The following is a 19451-nucleotide window of genomic DNA, read 5'->3' as shown; positions in this document are numbered from 1 at the left end:
AATAGTTCGTATACGAACTATATCGCATGAGCTATCTTCGCATAAATTATAGGGAGTAACATTAAAAGAAGTTAAAAAAATGATGAGAAAATAATAAACGATACAAAGACCTATTTAATATAGAAGGAAAACGGATTAATTTACCAAAAAAAGACCCTGTAAACATCAGGGTCTCTTAATAAATCAGTTATTCAGATCATACAAACCAGGGCTATGTTCATTCGGCATATCAGGAAGCTCAGGGACAGGATAGCCTTGTGGAGGTTCTATTACTTTAAGCTCGCCTTTATTTCTGCTTGGAGATTCACCTTGGTATATTTCACCAATTCTAGTAGGATCAAGACGGAAGTTGAATTGGGCATTATGGAAGCCTAAATCAACATATTTACGGCATTCTGGATATTTATTAATATCATAATTTGGAACAGGGAATAGCTTTGCCCAGTTTACACCTAATGTTTCGAGCGCTTTTGCAAATGCATTTTGATGCGCATTGTCACGAACAATCAAGAATGCTAAAGTTTCACGGAATGTTTTATTTGAACTCATTTCATATAAGCGTGATTTTTGCAGGACACCTGTTGATTCAAGAACTAAATTATCAAGAAGATCTGCGACTAAATTGCCATGGCTGTATACATAAGCACCTGTCCAAGGGTTTCCAGCAGCATCAACAGGAAGTGAGGCCTGTGCACCCATAATATAATGATGTGGATTCACATTTTCTGTTGCGATATGAAGTGGTGCATCGCTTTCGCCCACAGAACCTACACCAATATCGCCAGAACCATTTAGAAGTTGATTAATGGTTGTTTGAACAAGCTCCACATGGCTTAGCTCTTCAAGAAAAACGCCGCGGATTAAGTCACGGTATTGCTTCGCCTTTCCACGGAAGTTAGCGCTTTGGAAGGAGAACTGCATCATCGTTCTCATTTCGCCAAATCTGCCTCCTAATGCTTCTTGAAGCACTTTGGCAGCAGCTGGGTCTGGCTTATCAGGAACGATTACATTAATTAAGTCTTCTTTATAGAAATACAAGATGATACCTCCAATAGGATATTTTTTTTCTTAGTTTATTGTTTATTAAATTTCATTTTTTATCCCATTATTTAAAAAGGAATAATGAGATAAATTAAAAAAGAGGCAAGAATTTAAATTGTTAAAATATTTTTTTCATAAATAATAGTTGATGAAAGAAATTTTTTTTCGTATAATAAGAATATAGAAATGAAAACACTTACAAATTAACTCTAATAGTGGGGGTACATCAAATGGATGCATACTTATTAATAATTACATTAGTTTCAATCGTCCTTGTTATATTAGGAGTTTCCTTGTTTAAATGGCATGCTTTTATAAGTTTGACAGTAGCAAGTTTATTTTTGGCTATTTTCTCAGGTTTATCATGGGATAAAATTGTAAGCGCTTATGAGACAGGGGTAGGTGGCGTATTAGGCCATTTAGTCGGAATTTTAGCGCTTGGAACAATACTAGGAAAAATGCTGTCTGAATCTGGGGCAGGATTACAAATTGCTAACTTCTTTGTAAAGATTTTTGGAGAAAAGAAACTGCCATGGGCAATGTTCCTTTCAGGATTTATTATTGGAATTCCAGTTTTCTTTGAAGTCGGTATTTTAATACTGCTGCCACTTGTTATTTCCATCCAACAAGCGACAAAGAAAAACATATTGTTAATTGCCTTACCAGGGATTGCAGGCTTATCCATAGTGCATGGATTAGTACCTCCACATCCAGGTGCGATTGCCGCAATTGGTATCTTTGATGCAAATTTAGGAAAAGTATTACTGTATTCATTAATTATTGCTCTGCCTGCCGGAATTGTCGGTGGTCCGCTTTTTGCAAAATATATTCATAAACGTGTTCTTCCGAAAGGGGAACCAGAATTAGTTAAAGTGGAGGAAAAGGACGAAAAGTCATTGCCAAGTGTTGGTATTTCTTTCTTCGCGATATTGCTGCCTGTCCTGCTGATGATTATTGGAACTGCTGCACCATATATGAAGTTTTTGCCTGATGAGGTTATGAAGGCATTGGCGTTTATTGGTAGTCCGTTAGTATCATTGCTGCTAGCTGTATTCTTTGCATTTTATTTCCTTGGATTTAAACAAGGTATCGGCAAGGAAAAATTGAAAAAATTCACCGAAGATTGTATTCTCCCAGTTGGGTCTATTGTGTTGATTATCGGTGCTGGTGGTGCCTTTAAACAAGTATTGATTGACAGTGGTGTTGGTACAACAATCGGAAATATGTCTGAAAGCTTATCATTATCACCATTAGTTTTAGCATTTATGATTGCCGGACTTATCCGTATTGCAACAGGATCTGCAACAGTCGCTTTAACGACAGCAGCAGGGATTGTTTCACCGATTATAGCAGGTATGTCTGGAGTGAACGTGGAGCTGCTTGTATTAGCAACAGGTGCTGGTTCCTTAATGTTCTCCCATGTTAATGATGCAGGCTTCTGGATGGTAAAAGAATACTTAGGTCTGTCAGTAGAGGAAACATTTAAAACATGGACAGTCCTTGAGACAGTATTATCATTCGTTGCATTTGCAGGAGTATTGATTTTAGACTTATTTGTATAAGACAACAAAAAAGGTGCTAAAACCAAGATTTAAGTCTTGGTTGAGCACCTTTTTTTGTTACATTCTTGTGTCTGAAATAGCATTTCTGATTTTTTTAAGCGATTTATTTGCAGTGTCTTTATTTAATATCATCATATTCACATAAAGGGCATCAATTAAGCTTAATTGCGCAATACGAGAGGAAAGTGCCTCAGACCGAAATTCAGTTTCTTCTGAGCTTGTGAACAGTGCAACATCTGCATGCTGAGCTATCGGTGATTTAGGGTAACCTGTAATGCTAATTGTTTTTGCACCGTTTGTTTTTGCTGTTTTTAAGATATTGATGGTATCTTTATTAGTCCCAGAGTGGGAGATGATGACGGCAACGTCGCGATCGGATAGCTGTGATGCGGACATAAGCTGAAAATGGGAATCAATGAATGTAAACGCTTTTATTCCTGTTCGCACAAATTTATGAAAAGCATCCATTGCAATGACTGCCGACCCACCAGTTCCGTAAAACTCTACCCGTTGTGCTGCAAGCAAAAAATCTGCGGCTTTTTGGATGGACGTTCCATTGACTAACTGTAAAGTATTTTCTAGTGTGCGGATATTCGACATAAAAACCTTTTCTGTTACTGTTGCTACATTATCCTGTTCATTAATTTCTTCATGAATATGCTGTATAGGTTCAATTATTTCGGAGGCGAGGGCAATTTTCATTGCTTGATAGCCTTTAAATCCAATACGTTTGCAGAACCGGAAAACGGTTGCATCTGCAACATTTAAATCCTCTGCCAGCTCATTAATGGTGCTATGAATGATTTTTTCAGGGTTTTCTAATATGTAATCAGCAATCTTTTTTTCTTTTTCACTTAGTCTAGCATAATAGGAGCGGATTTTTCCTAAGCAATTTTGTGCCATATCGTCTGATTCCTTTCGACATAATTTATGTATAGTATAGCATAATCAACATAAGAAAAAATATTTTTTAATACGCTTTCATTAATGAAAAAAATTTCGTATAATAAAGAAAGGGAAGAAAATTTTTTTCATAAAAGGAGCGTTCTAAAAATGAACATTGGAATAATTGGCCTCGGAAAAATGGGCTTTAACTTAGCAGAGAATCTCTTGGATCATAATTATAGTGTAACAGCTTTTGATGTAAATGAAAGCGCTATTACAAAAATTTCTAATGCTGGTGCTGTCGGAGTTAAAACCATAGCAGAGTTAACAAATAGTTTGGCAGGTCCCAAAATTGTGTGGGTAATGGTTCCATCAGGGAAGATAACAGAGGATGTTATAACGGAGCTTAGTACTGAATTAAGTGATGGCGATATTATAATTGAAGGCGGAAATTCACATTATCAGGACACAGTGCGCAGAGCTTTAGAGCTTAAGAAGAAAGGCATCCATTATCTTGATGTAGGAACGAGCGGAGGTACAAGCGGTGCTAGAAATGGAGCTTGTATGATGATAGGTGGAGATAAGGACATCTTCTTGCAGACGGAGAGTCTCTTCAAGGATTTATGTGTGGAGAATGGTTACTTGTATACAGGGGAAGCAGGCAGCGGACATTTTTTGAAGATGGTCCATAACGGAATAGAATATGGCATGATGCAGTCTATAGCTGAAGGATTTGAATTGCTGGAGAAAAGCGAATTCAATTATGATCATGAGAATGTTGCGAAGGTTTGGAATAATGGCTCTGTCATCCGTTCTTGGCTTATGGAGCTAACACAAAATGCCTTTGGAAAAGACCCGAAATTAGAGGGCATAAAAGGAGTAATGCATTCATCTGGTGAGGGGAAGTGGACGCTTGAAACAGCTTTGGATCTTCAAGTAGCAATGCCTGTTACTGCATTGTCGCTTATGATGCGTTATCGTTCATTGGAAGAGGATACCTTCACAGGAAAAGTAGTTGCCTCGTTGCGGAATGAATTTGGGGGCCATAGTGTTGAGAAGAAGTAACAAAGGAAGGCTGCAGCACATGACTGCAGCCTCGCTTGTTATTTAACCCATTTGCGCTGGAAATCAGCGATGTATTCGTACTCATTATTAAGCAATCTGGAGATGCGAATGAAGATTGGTGTTAGATCCTCATAAATTTCCACATTTTCTGGAATTGGTTTATGAGCATGTGTGCTGCCAACAAGCTCCTTCATAATACTGAAATCGTTTATTTCTCCTAGTCCATACATCCCGAGGACAACCGCGCCAAGGCAGGAGCTTTCAAAGCTTTCTGGAACTGTCACCTCTTGATTGAAAATGTCAGCCATCATTTGTCTCCAAAGCTCTGAGCGGGCAAAACCGCCAGTAGCTTGAATTTGCTTTGGTTCGCCAATTACCTCCTGCAATGCAAGCATCACTGTATATAGATTCAGGATAACGCCTTCCAGCACGGCTCTGACCATATGCTCTTTTTTATGGTGCAGCCCAAGCCCGAAGAAGGAGCCACGAGCATCTGAATTCCAAAGTGGTGCTCTTTCACCAGCTAAATATGGGTGAAACAGAAGTCCATCAGCTCCTGGAAGAACCCGAGAAGCAATCTTCGTCAACACCTCGTAAGGGTCAATTCCTAATCGCTTAGCTGTCTCCACTTCTGAGGAAGCAAGCTCATCACGAACCCATCTGAACGTCATTCCACCATTGTTGACAGGACCGCCAACAACCCAATGATTTTCTGTAAGGCAGTAGCAGAATGTCCGACCTTTCGGATCTGTTACTGGCTTATCTGTTACGGTGCGGATTGCGCCGCTTGTACCGATTGTAACAGCTACAACACCAGGATCAATCGCATTAACACCAAGATTGGACAGAACACCATCATTTGCGCCAACGATGAACGGTATATCCGAAGTTAGGCCAAGCTCCGTACAAAGCTCTTCCTTCAAGCCAGTTATGGCGTGAGTAGTCGGTACTGGCTCAGGCAGCTGTTCTGGCGTTATGCCAGCTATTTCAAGCGCTTCCTTGTCCCAATCAAGCTGTGCAAGATTGAAAAGACCTGTAGCAGAGGCAATGGAGTAATCGACAATGAATTCACCAAAGAAATGGTGGAAGATATATTCCTTAATCCCAATGAATTTAGCTGTTTTAGCAAAAATCTCTGGGTGATCTGTCCGAAGCCAAGCAATTTTTGCAAGGGGGGACATTGGATGAATAGGTGTGCCTGTACGCTTGTATATTTCCAGTCCATTCAACTCGTTTTTAATTTTGTCAGCCCATGCTGCTGAACGGCTGTCAGCCCAAGTGATGCATTTTGTCAGTGGTTTGTTATTCTCGTCAATTGCAATAAGGCTATGCATTGCTGCACTGAAGGAAACAAGCTTCAATTTCTTTAGCTCGACATTGCCTTTTGACAGTGCTGTTTTTATTGCTTCTTTCGCAGCAGAAAGTATTTCATCAGGGTCTTGTTCGGCAATGGCGGGTGCTGGGCTGTATAAAGGGTACTCAACATGATGCATGCTAATTACTTTGCCAGCTTCTCCAAACAAAACAGCTTTTGTGCTAGTTGTTCCAATATCAACGCCTAAATAGAAGGAATCCTTAAACATATTAAATCTCCTTTATAGTAAAATCCTGAATATAAATAAGGGTCAAAGGTAACAAAAAAAATTTCTTGAAACAGGAAAATATTTAGAAAAATTTTTTCTTCTCCTTTTATTTTAAAGCAAATTATTTATTTTTGGAACTGTTTTCATTAAAAGAATAAAAGAAACAGCGAGAGAAATCAAACTTGACGGCGACAAAAAAGCACTTCGTAACTCGAATTATAGCGGAATTTTTGGATGGGAAATTCTTGAATAAGTAAATGTGGGCAAGTAGACTAATACTTGTAATTGTTAGCGTTTTCATTTTGCGCTAATTCAATTTACCTTATTGACATCATAGTTATACAAAAAATTTTTACGGTAATTTGTAAGCGGTTGCAAGTTTGTCTCGTAGCTGTAACACCTGCTGAATTTTACATGGGAGTGAGTTATCCCTATATAATTTAGCAAACAAGACACAGAGAGTGAGGGGAAGAACAATGAAAAAGAGTAAAGTTATTGCCTTGTTTATCGTTCTTATTTTACTGCTGGTGCCAATACTTCAGGGGTGCAGTTCCAATTCAGGCACTTCCGGCTCCGATGAAACAATCCAGCTGACCTTTTCAGCATGGGGAAATCCTGCAGAAATAAAGGTATACCAAAAAGCAGTGGATGGATTCATGAAGGAGAACCCGGACATCAAAGTGAAACTTGTGCCAATTCCAAGTGATGGCTATATCCAAAAGCTGCAAACACAGCTGCAGGGAAGCCAGGCACCAGATGTGTTTTATGTTGGAGATGGTGACATTTCAAAAATCATCGAAACTGGCAAACTTGCACCATTAGGTGAATTTATGAACGGCTCAGAAAGCTATGCTAAGCCGGAAGAGTTCGCAGAAGGGTTATGGGGAGCCGCTAAAAAAGACAATGAAATATATGGAATCACAGTAGATTGTAATCCGATGCTTATTTATTACAATAAAAAGCTGTTTTCAGATTTAGGTATTAAGTCTCCTCAAGAATTTTATGACGAGGGAAAATGGAACTTTGACGCTATGAAAGAAGTAACAGATAAGCTGCGGGACGGCGGCAAATACGGTTTGATTGTAGATAATTCCTGGAACACACTTTTTAGCTGGATTTGGGCAAACGGCGGAGAAATTTACAATAAAGAAACTGGCGAATTTATTCTAGATCAAAATGAAAAAGGGATTGGAGCGATGTCCTTCTTAGAGCAAATGGTTAAGGGCAAGAACTTTACTTATTCCGGATCTCTTCCTAAAGGGCAGGGCTCTGAAGCGATGTTTATGTCTGGTCAAGTTGGCATGGTTACTGCCGGCAGATGGTTCACACCGCTTTTCCATGAAAACAAATCATTAGAATGGGATTATATTTCATGGCCATCCAACACAGAAAACAAGCAAGAGCCAGTGGCAATTCCGACAGCTTACCTTGCAGCAAACAAAGATTCTAAAAATAAAGAAGCAGCGATGAAATTTGTTTCTTACTATACATCTAAAGTAGGGCAGGAGCAGCGCCTGAACGGTATTGGAAATGCGATTCCGTCCATTAACGGAATTGATGATGCCATCACTAGCTCCAATGTACCAGAGCATGTAAACTACATCATTGAAGCAAGGGAAAAAGGCTTTGCAAATGCAATCCAATCGACAATCCCAGGCTTGGATAAAGAAGTCAATGACATCATGGACCTTATGTACCTTGGCAAGGATGATGCCAAGACTACTGTAGATAAAATAACGAAAAAAGCAAAAGAAATGATTGCAGAGCATAAATCTGAATGACATAAAAACGAAGGTGAAGGAGTTATTCTTCACCTTCTATCTTAAAAAAGGTGGGTGAACGCGATGAGAGGCCGACAAAACCTTTGGGGCTATGCGTTTTTAGCTCCACAATTGATAGGATTAATTTTGTTTTCATTAATACCAGTTCTTTTCACATTGACATTAAGCTTTATGAAATGGGACGGATTTGGGGCAAAGGAATTTATAGGGTTAGCCAATTATATAGATCAGTTTCAGGATCCGGATTTTTGGAAAGCCTTAGGAAATACGGTCTATTATACAATTTTAGTCATTCCTGCCAGCATCGCTTTGTCCTTATCAGTAGCGGTTGCTCTTAATAAAATCAAAGGGAAAAACTTCTATCGACTTTTTTACTTTATGCCTGTAGTAACAAGCTCTGTTTCTATCGGAGTTATCTGGATGTGGATTTTAAATGGAGATTTCGGCATATTAAATCAAATTCTCGCAAACTTTGGGATACAAGGGCCAATGTGGCTGACAGATACAAATTGGGTAATGCCATCCATTGCGATTTTGAGCATATGGTGGGGGTTAGGTCATAATATGGTCATTTTCTTAGCAGGTCTTCAAGGGATTTCTAAATCCTACTATGAGGCAGCAGAGATAGACGGGGCGACAAAATGGCAGAAGCTTCGCCATATTACATTGCCGCTTTTGTCACCGACAACCTTTTTTATTGCCATTATGGCTGTCATTTCCTCCTTCCAGGTTTTCGATCAGGCTTATGTCATGACAAGCGGCGGTCCTGCTAAATCGAGCTACACATTTGTATATCATATATACGAAGCAGCCTTTGTCGATTTCAAAATGGGTATAAGCTCTGCAGCGGCAATGGTGTTGTTTGTCATTATTCTAGTATTTACGCTCATTCAATTTAAAATGTCGAAAAGGTGGGTGCATTATGAAGATCAATGACGCATCAGTGAATCCAGTCCCTCAAGCAGCTGTTCCATTACGTAAAAAGAAAAAGATTTCATTGCTGCGCATCCTGCTCCATCTTGTGTTGATTGCTGGGGCATTTTTAATGGTTGCTCCCTTCCTTTGGACAATAAGCAGTTCTCTTAAAGATATGTCCCAAATTTTCCTTGTGCCGCCAAAATGGTTCCCGAATCCTGTTAATTTCCAAAACTACCCTAATTCCTTAACAGCAATGCCATTTGCAAAAGCATATTTTAATAGCTTCTATATAACGGCAATCGTTGTCCTATTAAACTTGCTGACCTGTTCGATGGCTGCCTTTGCATTTGCAAAAATGCGATTTCGCGGCTCTAATCTGCTGTTCATCCTGTTTTTGGCGACAATGATGATTCCAAAGCAAGTGACGATGGTCCCGCTTTACCTGATTATGGACGCATTTGGGTGGATTGATACGCATTTATCCTTAATCATTCCGGCTGGATTATTCAATGCCTTTGGTGTGTTTTTGCTGCGACAGTTTATTAGAGGCATACCGAATGAACAGATTGAAGCAGCTGTCCTTGACGGAGCAAACCCTGCTAGGATATACCGCAGCATCATTTTGCCATTGATAAAGCCAGCGCTTGCTGCGTTTGGGATATTTGCTTTTATGGGAATTTGGAACAGCTTTTTAGAGCCGTTGATTTATTTAACGACACCTGAAAAATTCACAGTGCCACTGCTTCTTAATACGTTTAAAGGCTTGTATTTTACAGACTGGTCACTGATGATGGCTGGTACAACAATCTCCATTATTCCTGTTATCATTGTGTACATTTTCGCGCAAAAACAAATTATTGAAGGCATCGCTTTGACTGGCTCTAAAGGTTGATTCATTAATGAGGTGATCTTATCAACAACAAAATGATGAAAGCTTGCATATGGGTGTACCGTTTGCTTTATGTTAATGCACTATGGATGCTCTTTACACTTGGCGGCCTTATTCTGTTTGGCTTCTTTCCAGCTGCTGCAGCAATGTTTTATTTAATTAGACAATGGATGGATGGGGGAGACGACGGTCCGATATTTTCGATGTTTGTCGCTAAGTTTAAAGAATATTTCATACAGGCGAATTTGCTTGGAGCAATTATTCTATTTGCAGGAATATTGCTGTACGTCGATTTACAGTTTTTTTTCCAAGCTGAGAGTACTATTTTAGCCATTTTCAGATATACTCTACTGACTATTACCTTTGTATATCTCATAATGCTGCCGTATTTATTTCCTTTATTAGTAGAAAAAAAACGGACAATAAAAGAAGTGTTAAGAGATATGCTGTTTATGAGCATCACACGAATTGTACAGAGTGCCGTTATGATGATCGGCTGTATCACGATTTTTGCTGCATACAGCCAGCTTGCCGGATTCTTCTTGTTCTTCTTCGGAAGCACAGTAGCATTGTGGCTGACTTGGAATGTCAAACATGCACATCGAAACATATTGAGTAAACAAAAAAATAGCAGGATGATAAACGATTAAAGGGGAGAAATATATGTCTAAAATCACTTTTATCGGTGCAGGAAGTACTGTATTTGCAAAAAATGTTCTGGGAGATTGTATGATGGTACCTGCCCTTGAGGGATTTGAATTTGCACTGTTTGATATTGATGAGGTGCGGCTCAAGGATTCAGAGAATATGCTAAACAATCTAAAAAATAATTATAATTGCCATGTTACTATAAAGGCGTACACAAACCGAAAGGAAGCACTAAGAGGAGCAAAGTATGTCATAAATGCTATTCAAGTTGGCGGCTATAAGCCAAGTACGGTCATAGACTTTGAGATTCCAAAGAAATACGGACTGCGCCAGACAATCGCAGATACTGTTGGAATCGGCGGTATTTTTCGGAGCTTACGAACAATTCCTGTCATGCTTGAGTTTGCTGCGGACATGGAGGAGGTTTGTCCAGATGCATTGTTTCTAAATTATACTAATCCGATGGCAGCACTTACTGGAGCGATGCTGCGCTACACAAATGTCAAAACAGTCGGGCTTTGTCACAGTGTTCAGGTTTGTACATCACATTTATTAAAGTCACTCGGGATAAAGGCCAAAAATGTGGAGGAGAAAATTGCCGGTATTAACCATATGGCTTGGCTGTTGGAGGTAAAGGCAGACGGGAAAGACCTTTATCCAGAAATAAAAAGGCGTGCGAAGGAAAAGCAGCTGGAAAAGCATACAGACATGGTGCGATTCGAATTAATGGATAAATTCGGATATTATGTAACGGAGTCATCAGAGCATAATGCCGAATATCATCCATACTTTATAAAGAGCCGTTATCCTGAACTGATTGATCGATTTCAGATTCCGTTAGATGAATACCCTCGTCGCTGTGTCCAGCAAATCGAAAACTGGAAAAAAATGCGGGAGGAGCTTGTACATAACAGCAATTTAACACATGTGCGCTCCCATGAATATGGGTCACGAATCATTGAGGCAGTTGAAACAAATATACCTTTTAAATTTGGCGGAAACGTTCTGAATACTGGCGGGCTTATCAGTAATCTGCCTGAAAAAGCATGTGTTGAGGTACCATGTCTTGTTGATAGAAACGGAATATTGCCATGCTATATTGGGGAGCTTCCAGAACAGCTGGCCGCATTAAACAGAACGAATATAAATACACAGCTTTTAACTATTGAAGCTGCTGTCTCAAGAAAAAGAGAACATATATATCAAGCAGCCTTACTTGATCCACATACAGCAGCAGAACTGTCAATGGATGATATTGTTGCTATGTGTGACGATTTAATAGAAGCACACGGAAATTGGCTGCCGAAATTTGAATGATAATAGAAAATAGACTAAGATGTGATTCTTAATAGAGTATGGCTGTAAAATTAATTCGTTTCATTACGCTACACACACTTGTTTTCCGCGGGGAGGAAGCTAAAGCCTCCTCTATTTCCCTTAGTAGTCGAGTGTCCTCCGCTCCATTACACTATGGTTTCTCATTTAAGTATTTAAACCCAAAACACAAAAAACTGAACCATCGATAGAATAGTTCAGTTTTATCCTAGGCTGTACGCTCCTGTTTTTAACACTATTTAACTTTCAATGCCAAGTTCTGATTAATGGTTGAATACAAGTGGCAGTTTTTGTGCTGCGCACTTTTTAAGCTTTCCATTAGCTTCGGAATATGCAATTGGACCTTTTGATAGTCATTGTAGCGTAAGTAAATATTATAAACAGATTTCGGCAGAGAATTTATCCAATCTATCGGCAATGACAAAACGCCTTCACCATTATTTTGCACAGAGGCTTGTACGATAAATTCTGAGGCTTGCGACTGCCTGTTGCGAAGCAAAAGCTCATTTATGCAGACAGAATTGTCACCAACTGCTTTAATATGGAGTTGGATATGGTCATTAACGACAATGCAGTCAGTGAGCTCTGCATACATTGGAATCTGGATATATTTATAAGGGTCCTGCAATGGTGTTATAAAGAAGGCCTTATTTTCAAGAAAATGATAGCTCTTTATTTTTTCATTTGCATGCCACCGAAACAGTTCTTCAATCTCGCTATATTTTCCCTTCTTAAAAAGCTCATAGCACACCTTGTTAATCGGTTTAAAGAAATGGTCGGTAATGTCATAATCCAAATCATTTGCTGCTTTTAATGTTTTTTTCATTGTCCAAGTATAGGCTTTTCTCTTCATATAGTCATTGGCTTTTTGTTTGTATGTCGGACTATTTGTTCTAAGCGTATGATAGCGATTGATGAAGCCTGTAAAGCAGTCGAATTCGAACAATCTGTTCAATATCATCTTTTTAATGTCAGAATCAAGCTCTTTTTCTTTAAAGTAACGTATCACCTTTTGATTGCATTTCATCTTGTCGAGCACATTTGTGCGTGAAGTTAAGGAGCCATTATTTTCGTTTTGCCTGTTCAAATAGTAGATGACTTCTTTAGTTGTTGAGATGGTTTTGCAGCAAGCCAATACATCCATAAAGAACTGCTTGTCCTCTGCAAACTTCATTGCAGGGAATTGGATGTTATTATCTTTAATTATCCTTGTTTTCATCATTCTTGCCCTTGGACCTAAGTGATGGAAAATATGGGGGATAGAGGCTGGTGGAACATTTCTCCGCTCTGTGCTGGATTCGTGTTCGCCTACAATAGAGGTTCCATCCGTCCGTATTTTCACCGTTTTCCCGACAACATAATCATCGCCGGTCTCCTCAAGCACGCGATAAAGCTTCTCTAATCCTGATAATTCGAACCAATCATCGGCATCAAGGAACGAAATATACGGAGCTCTAGCAAGCTCTATTCCTAAGTTTCTAGGAAAAGCAGGTGTGCCAGTATTCCTTTTTAGCAGTGCAAGCTTTATATTTGGATGTTTACTGCTGTAATCAAGGAGAATGGACCGGGTCTTGTCTGTTGAACCATCGTCTACAAGAATATATTCAATTTGATCTCTTAATGTTTGATTTAAAACAGAATCGATTGTTTTCTTAATTGTTGCAGCATTGTTGAAAACAGGGGTGACTACTGTTACAAGAGGATCAATTGTTTTACTTTGATGCTGAATAATTTCATAGTCGCTGACATTTTTATTTTTCAAAGCAAAAGAGAGAAGGTTCATCTATCATCCAAGCTTTCTGTATAGTTTTATTTATGTTTCTAAATGATTAAAAAGGGTAGTATCATTATTGAATATTTAATATAAAACTATACATTTTTCGTGAAATTATGCTTATTTTAGTAATAAAATCCAAAAGGTAGTAAAGACTATAAGCTGTATTGACAAAGTAAATAGTTTTCATTTATAATTTGTCTGTAAGCGGTTTCCGGTAAGGACCAAATAATCTAACAAAATTCTAGCAATATTGCAGATTTTTGCTAGAATTAATACATCTTAAGATAACTGGTATAGACATCTAGTTATATAGTTTATAAATAAATGAAAGTAAGAAGGGATTATGTTATGTCAATCAAGAGTACTGGCGAGTCTTTACTTCTTAAGGACTTAACCATTTATACAGAAGACGAAGTTATTTACGACGGCTTCTTGCTTATCGAACAAGGAAGCATCCAGTCTTATGGGAAAACTGCTGATTGGAAAGAGGAGAAAGAGAATGTACAGACAATATCTTTTCCAAAGGGGAGCAAACTCATTCCCGGAATGATTGATATTCATATTCATGGGGCAAAAGATGCTGATGCGATGGATGGGTCAAAGGATGGTCTAGGGACAATCGCAAGGATTTTACCGTATGAAGGAACGACTAGCTTCTTGGCAACAACTATGACACAAGGGCAAGAAGAGATTGAAGCTGCTATAGAAAGCATTGCTTCCTATATGAAAACTGACAATAGTCCAGGTAAAGCAGAAATGCTTGGAATTCATCTTGAAGGCCCATTTATTAATGAAAAGAGAGCAGGCGCACAGCCGCTAAATGCTATTAAGACGGCAGACATTGAGCTTTTCAAAAAATGGAATGCACTAGCTTGTGACCATATTCGACTAGTAACATTAGCGCCTGAAAAAGAAAATGGGCTAGAGTTGGCAGCCTATTTAAAAGAAAATGGCATTGTTGCTTCAATGGGGCATACTGATGCTGTATATGAGGAGGTAGTCGATGCTATCAACGCGGGAGTGAATCATGTTACCCATTTATATAATGGGATGAGAGGCTTCCATCATAGAGATCCTGGTACAGCAGGTGCTGCGCTCCTTCATGATGAGCTGACGACAGAGATGATTGTCGATGGAGTTCATATTCATCCGGAAATCGTCAAATTGACGTTTAAGCAAAAAGGGAAGGATAAAATTATCTTAATCACTGACAGCATGAGAGCAAAATGGCTTGAAGATGGAATTTCCTCACTCGGTGGCCAAAAGGTGATTGTTAAAGATGGAAAAGCTCTGTTAGAAAGTGGAGCCCTCGCTGGCAGCACGTTAAAAATGAACGATGCCCTTACTAATATGATGGCATTTACAGGCTGTTCCTTAGAGGATGTCATTATAATGGGTTCCTATAATCCAGCAAGGCAGATTGGTGTTTTAGATAAAAAAGGAAGTATAAAAGCAGGAAAGGACGCGGACTTGGTTGTATTAAATGCAAACAATGAAGTGGTCTTGACAATATGCAAAGGAATAATTGCCACAAAATCTGGAGGTGCATTGTAATGAGATGGATAGAAGTTGATAACTATGAACAAATGAGTGAGCAAGCAGCAGCGGTTGTAATTAATCTGGTGAAGGAAAAGCCAGAGGCTGTGATTGGTTTGGCAACAGGAGGAACACCTGCAGGAACCTATAAACGACTTGTAGACGACTATAAGCAAAATACAACATCTTATGAAAACATTAAAACAGTTAACTTAGATGAATATGTCGGGTTAGAAAAGAACAGTGATCAAAGCTATACCTATTATATGGATCAGCACCTGTTCGACCATATCAATCTTAAACGAGAAAATATTCATCTTCCAAAGGCGGAAACACCGCCATATGAGCAAGATGCAAAGGATTATGAGCAACTGATTGAAGATTTAGGCGGAGTGGATCTTCAAGTACTTGGAATTGGCGAGAATGGCCATATTGGGTTTAATGAACCTGGAACACCCTTCTCCTCAAAGACTGGTGTAGTTGAATTGGATCCATCAACAAGAGAAGCCAATGCAAGATATTTCGAGAATAAGGATGATGTGCCAACACACGCTATTTCAATGGGAATATCGACTATTATGAAAAGCAAAAAAATCATTTTACTGGCATCAGGGGCAAAGAAAGCACCAATATTATATAACCTCTTCAAAACAGATGTGACAGAGGATATTCCTGCCTCTATTTTGAAGGAGCATCCTGATGTAACTATTATTGCAGACAGTGAAGCATTGGCGTTATTGAAGGAAAAAGAAGGAAGTGTTAACCGTTGATTATTAAGGATTCCCATATTCCAATCTATTTTCAGCTGGAGATGGAAATCAAGGAGATTGTGAAAGGACTCAATCCAGGAGACCCAATCAGCTCTGAACGAGAATTCTCAGAGAAATATGACATAAGCAGAATGACTGTCCGTCAAGCAATTAATAATCTTGTTAATGAAGGCATCTTAGTTAGAAAGCGGGGAAAGGGAACATTTGTCGCAGAACAAAAGGTTGAGCAGCCCCTTTCTGGTTTGACGAGCTTTTCAGAGGATATGCGTTCAAGGGGATTAAAGCCGTTAACGAAAATTCTTTCCTTCCAGCAAATAAGCTCTGACAAGAATATTGCCGCAAAGCTGAAGATAGCAGAAGGTGTGCCGGTATATGAAGTAAGCCGGCTGAGGCTGGCAGATGAAAGTCCAATGGCACTTGAAATATCCTATTTACCGGCAAATATCATCACTGACTTAACAGAAGATACTGTTTATGCATCTCTTTACGAATATATTGAAAATGAGCTGAATCTCCAAATCAGTCATGCCACACAAACACTGGAGTCATCACTTGCTCAAAAAAGCGAATGCTCTATTTTGCAAATTGAAGAAGGCGACCCTGTTTTACTAATCGAAAGGTTCAGCTATTTACAAAACGGTGAAGCGTTTGAGTATGTTAAATCGATATACAGAGGAGATCGTTATAAATTTGTCATCGATATGAAGAGGTGAAAATATGACCGAATTAACAGGAACCGAGCATCAAAACCCTCATAGTGTTGGGTTGGATGAATGGTCTGCGTTTGAGATTGTCCAATTCATGAACAAAGAAGACGAAGCAGTTGCAGGGGCAGTCAGCGGGGCACTTACTCAAATAAGTCATGCTGTTGAGGCGATTGCTGCTAGATGGCAGCTTGGAGGCAGATGCTTTGTTATAGGAGCAGGAACGAGCGGGAGATTAGCTGTCGTTGATGCAGTTGAACTAGTCCCGACCTTTTCTATTGCGCAAAACAGATGGGTTCCCCTTCTTGCTGGTGGCTATGAGGCGATGTGGAATTCTCTTGAAGAAACAGAAGACGACGATAGCTGGATCATTACTGCTCTGAAAAGCCATTCCCTAACGCAAGCAGATGTTGTGATTGGAGTAACTGCGAGCGGCTCTACGCCTTTCGTCCTTGCTGCAGCTGAGTATGCAGCTGACATTGGCGCACTTACAGTTGGGGTTAGCAACAACGAGAGTACTGCATTAACAGCAATTTGTGATATCGGAATTGAGGCGCCGACAGGGCCAGAGGTTATTAGGGGTTCAACAAGACTTAAGGCAGGAACTGCCCAAAAAATGATTTTGAATATGCTCTCGACTGCAACAATGACAAAGCTTGGCAAAACGTATCAAAATGAAATGATAGATATGAAGCTGATTAACAGAAAGCTTGTAAACAGAGCTGTGCAGATGCTAATTAACATGACAGCTGCAACAGAGGAAGAGGCGCGATCAGCTCTTGAGGACACAGATTATGACCTGAAATCAGCTGCTTTTATTCTATTGACAGGCAGCACATCAAAGGAAGCAAAGACATTTTTGGAAGGCTCTGCTGGTCATTTAAAGAAAGCAATTCAACAGTACTTCCATGATGTGAAGGAATTGAGACCTTAAATATAAAGGAAAGGTTTTTCTACAGTCATTATATATAGAGTATTTTTTATTAGAAACTAAAGGGGAAAAAATGATGAAAGCTTATTTGCAAAAACTTGGTCGAGCTTTAATGCTGCCTGTAGCTGTATTGCCAGCGGCAGCGATACTTATGGGGATAGGTTATGCAATCGACCCTTCAGGATGGGGAGCAGACAGTCCAACTGCCGCTTTTCTAATCAAGGCAGGTTCTTCCATTCTTGATAATATTCCATATTTGTTTGCAGTAGGGGTGGCGTTAGGGTTATCTAAGGACAAGGACGGTTCTGCTGCATTAAGTGGTTTAGTTGCTTTTCTTGTGATTAAAACATTGTTATCCACAGATTCCGTCGCAATGCTTCAAGGCATTAATCCGGAGGATGTGAATGTTGCATTCGCAAAAATTGAAAATGCCTTTATTGGGATGCTTTCCGGTATTGTTGCGTCCGTGATGTATAACAAGTTCAGTAAAACGCAGCTTCCCGCCGCTTTTGCGTTTTTCAGCGGAAAAAGACTTGTGCCGATTTTAAGTGCTGTCAGCATGCTAGTAATTGCAGTTATTCTCTTGTTCTTATGGCCGGCTATTTACAGTGGTTTAGTATCATTTGGAACACAAATCAGTAAATTGGGAGCAATTGGAGCTGGTTTATATGGTTTCTTCAACAGGCTGCTTATCCCGACAGGTCTCCATCATGCTTTAAATGCCGTATTCTGGTTTGATTTAGCTGGAATTAATGATATAGGGAACTTCTGGAATGGTAAAGGAGAAAAAGGTGTAACAGGCATGTATCAAGCAGGATTCTTCCCTGTGATGATGTTCGGCTTGCCAGCAGCTGCTTTAGCAATGTACCATACAGCAAAAACAAAAAGAAAGAAGCAAATTGCGTCCCTTATGCTGGCAGCAGGTATTGCTGCATTCGTAACAGGTGTGACAGAACCAATTGAGTTTGCCTTTATGTTCGCGGCACCTGGACTTTATTTAGTTCATGCAGTGCTTACTGGCTTCTCCTTGGCAATTGCGGCTGCCTTCCATTGGACTGCAGGTTTTTCCTTCAGTGGAGGTTTAATTGACTTTATCTTAAGCTCAAGACTGCCACTTGCAAACAAACCGTATATGCTGATTGTTCAAGGTTTAGTTTTCGCTTGTATCTATTACACACTGTTCCGTTTTCTTATCACGAAGTTTAATTTGTCCACACCAGGACGAGAAGAAGAAACAGCAGAAGAAGCGGTTGCTACAGCACCAATAAATAATGACAATAAGTTTGCTGTTATGGCGTCAGAAATTTACGAGGGCTTGGGCGGAGATGCAAATGTCGCATCTGTTGATAACTGTGTAACAAGGTTAAGAATTGAAGTGAAAGATATGAATACAGTTAATCAAAGCAAAATCAAAGCTACAGGCGTGCCGGGAATCAATATTGTCGGACCGACAAGCATTCAAGTAATCGTTGGTACACAAGTGCAATTCGTAGCAGACGAAATCGAGAAGATTAGACAGGAAGAAAAATAAGACTTAAAGCAGACAAATAATAGAAACATAAAATTAAAATTGTTTCGGGTTGAAGCAGATAGGTGTGACTCTTATTGGGTTAGTGGGAAACTATCCTTTAAGTAGTTCATTCTGTCTAAAGAGCAGGATTCCAAAGAATCCTGCTTTTTTTTGAAAAAAGTAATTTTCTAAATAATTTAATAATGATATGATGTAACAATATTAAAATGGACCAGGTGCAAAGGAATAAGGTCAGATAATCTGACAAGTACCTCGTATTTTTACAGGATACAGGATAAAATATACGACTAAGAGTGCTTTTTTCTAGTATCTCAATGTGTATAATAACAAAGCTTCAGCTTGGATAGTTCGTATTTTGACTTAAAAGTTTATGTTTGTATCTATTTTTTTATATTTTTTTAATTAAAATACGCACATTCTATTGTCAGAGGATAAAAAGGTATGTATAATACAGATATAAATTGTTTGGCAGGTGATTATCATAGATTCGAATGA

Annotated in this window: 16 protein-coding genes; 12 read left to right on the top strand and 4 right to left on the bottom strand. The window is 39.2% G+C overall.

Translation table 11 applies throughout. The features are described from left to right. Positions 1–183: 183 nt before the first annotated feature. Entirely contained in the window at positions 184–1038 is an 855-nt protein-coding gene (locus NQZ71_RS17090; protein WP_144452067.1) for a manganese catalase family protein, read from the bottom strand. 233 nt (positions 1039–1271) lie between these two features. Here NQZ71_RS17090 and NQZ71_RS17085 point away from each other — a divergent pair, with 233 nt between their 5' ends. Continuing rightward, positions 1272–2603 (top strand): GntT/GntP/DsdX family permease, encoded by a 1332-nt coding sequence (locus NQZ71_RS17085; RefSeq protein ID WP_144452068.1) that lies wholly within the window; start codon positions 1272–1274, stop codon positions 2601–2603. Positions 2604–2660: 57 nt separating this feature from the next. Here the strand turns inward: NQZ71_RS17085 and NQZ71_RS17080 are convergent, their stop codons facing one another. Continuing rightward, complete coding sequence (locus tag NQZ71_RS17080; RefSeq protein WP_144452069.1) at positions 2661–3506, bottom strand: MurR/RpiR family transcriptional regulator; 846 nt, start codon at positions 3504–3506, stop codon at positions 2661–2663. Between the two features lie 150 nt (positions 3507–3656). Between NQZ71_RS17080 and gnd the strand changes: the two genes are divergently transcribed. Next, the gene (gnd, locus tag NQZ71_RS17075; RefSeq protein WP_394374116.1) at positions 3657–4553 is read left to right on the top strand and encodes a phosphogluconate dehydrogenase (NAD(+)-dependent, decarboxylating); all 897 of its coding nucleotides are present in this window, start codon (positions 3657–3659) and stop codon (positions 4551–4553) included. Positions 4554–4591: 38 nt separating this feature from the next. Here the strand turns inward: gnd and gntK are convergent, their stop codons facing one another. Further along, positions 4592–6136 carry a gluconokinase gene (gntK, locus tag NQZ71_RS17070; RefSeq protein WP_260053591.1) on the bottom strand — a complete coding sequence of 515 codons (1545 nt, stop codon included), beginning with the start codon at positions 6134–6136 and terminating at the stop codon, positions 4592–4594. A gap of 476 nt (positions 6137–6612) precedes the next feature. Here gntK and NQZ71_RS17065 point away from each other — a divergent pair, with 476 nt between their 5' ends. The 5 genes from NQZ71_RS17065 (at position 6613) to melA (ending at position 11689) form a co-directional block, all read left to right on the top strand. Beyond that, positions 6613–7917, top strand: coding sequence for an ABC transporter substrate-binding protein (locus NQZ71_RS17065; protein WP_260053592.1), 1305 nt, complete (start codon positions 6613–6615; stop codon positions 7915–7917). Positions 7918–7980: 63 nt separating this feature from the next. Further along, positions 7981–8853 (top strand): carbohydrate ABC transporter permease, encoded by an 873-nt coding sequence (locus NQZ71_RS17060; RefSeq protein ID WP_144452073.1) that lies wholly within the window; start codon positions 7981–7983, stop codon positions 8851–8853. Continuing rightward, positions 8840–9727 (top strand): carbohydrate ABC transporter permease, encoded by an 888-nt coding sequence (locus NQZ71_RS17055; protein WP_127735736.1) that lies wholly within the window; start codon positions 8840–8842, stop codon positions 9725–9727. Before NQZ71_RS17060 ends, NQZ71_RS17055 begins: the two co-directional genes overlap by 14 nt. A gap of 62 nt (positions 9728–9789) precedes the next feature. After that, complete coding sequence (locus tag NQZ71_RS17050; protein WP_317011039.1) at positions 9790–10374, top strand: YesL family protein; 585 nt, start codon at positions 9790–9792, stop codon at positions 10372–10374. 13 nt (positions 10375–10387) lie between these two features. Beyond that, the gene (melA, locus tag NQZ71_RS17045; protein WP_144452076.1) at positions 10388–11689 is read left to right on the top strand and encodes an alpha-glucosidase/alpha-galactosidase; all 1302 of its coding nucleotides are present in this window, start codon (positions 10388–10390) and stop codon (positions 11687–11689) included. A 253-nt stretch (positions 11690–11942) separates the two neighbouring features. Here melA and NQZ71_RS17040 read toward each other — a convergent pair whose 3' ends face one another. Further along, positions 11943–13490 (bottom strand): glycosyltransferase family 2 protein, encoded by a 1548-nt coding sequence (locus NQZ71_RS17040; RefSeq protein ID WP_260053595.1) that lies wholly within the window; start codon positions 13488–13490, stop codon positions 11943–11945. A 342-nt stretch (positions 13491–13832) separates the two neighbouring features. Between NQZ71_RS17040 and nagA the strand changes: the two genes are divergently transcribed. The 5 genes from nagA to nagE all read left to right on the top strand — a co-directional run bounded on the left by nagA (position 13833) and on the right by nagE (position 18956). Next, positions 13833–15038, top strand: coding sequence for an N-acetylglucosamine-6-phosphate deacetylase (nagA, locus tag NQZ71_RS17035; RefSeq protein ID WP_317011038.1), 1206 nt, complete (start codon positions 13833–13835; stop codon positions 15036–15038). Next, positions 15038–15790: a glucosamine-6-phosphate deaminase gene (gene nagB, locus NQZ71_RS17030; RefSeq protein ID WP_144452079.1), complete on the top strand. Its 753-nt coding sequence runs from the start codon at positions 15038–15040 to the stop codon at positions 15788–15790. The genes nagA and nagB overlap by 1 nt, the downstream gene beginning before the upstream one ends. Continuing rightward, positions 15787–16503, top strand: coding sequence for a GntR family transcriptional regulator (locus tag NQZ71_RS17025; protein WP_144452080.1), 717 nt, complete (start codon positions 15787–15789; stop codon positions 16501–16503). The genes nagB and NQZ71_RS17025 overlap by 4 nt, the downstream gene beginning before the upstream one ends. Before the next feature lie 4 nt (positions 16504–16507). Further along, the gene (gene murQ / locus NQZ71_RS17020; protein ID WP_317011037.1) at positions 16508–17428 is read left to right on the top strand and encodes an N-acetylmuramic acid 6-phosphate etherase; all 921 of its coding nucleotides are present in this window, start codon (positions 16508–16510) and stop codon (positions 17426–17428) included. A gap of 73 nt (positions 17429–17501) precedes the next feature. Beyond that, a complete protein-coding gene (gene nagE / locus NQZ71_RS17015; RefSeq protein WP_260053701.1) occupies positions 17502–18956 on the top strand; it encodes an N-acetylglucosamine-specific PTS transporter subunit IIBC in 1455 nt (484 codons plus the stop codon). The last annotated feature ends 495 nt before the right edge of the window (positions 18957–19451 follow it).

Origin of the sequence: Niallia taxi, from assembly GCF_032818155.1 — a bacterium.
Taxonomy (GTDB): domain Bacteria; phylum Bacillota; class Bacilli; order Bacillales; family Cytobacillaceae; genus Niallia; species Niallia taxi_A.
Note: the sequence above shows the minus strand (reverse complement) of the source record. Positions and strands in the feature narration are given on the sequence as shown.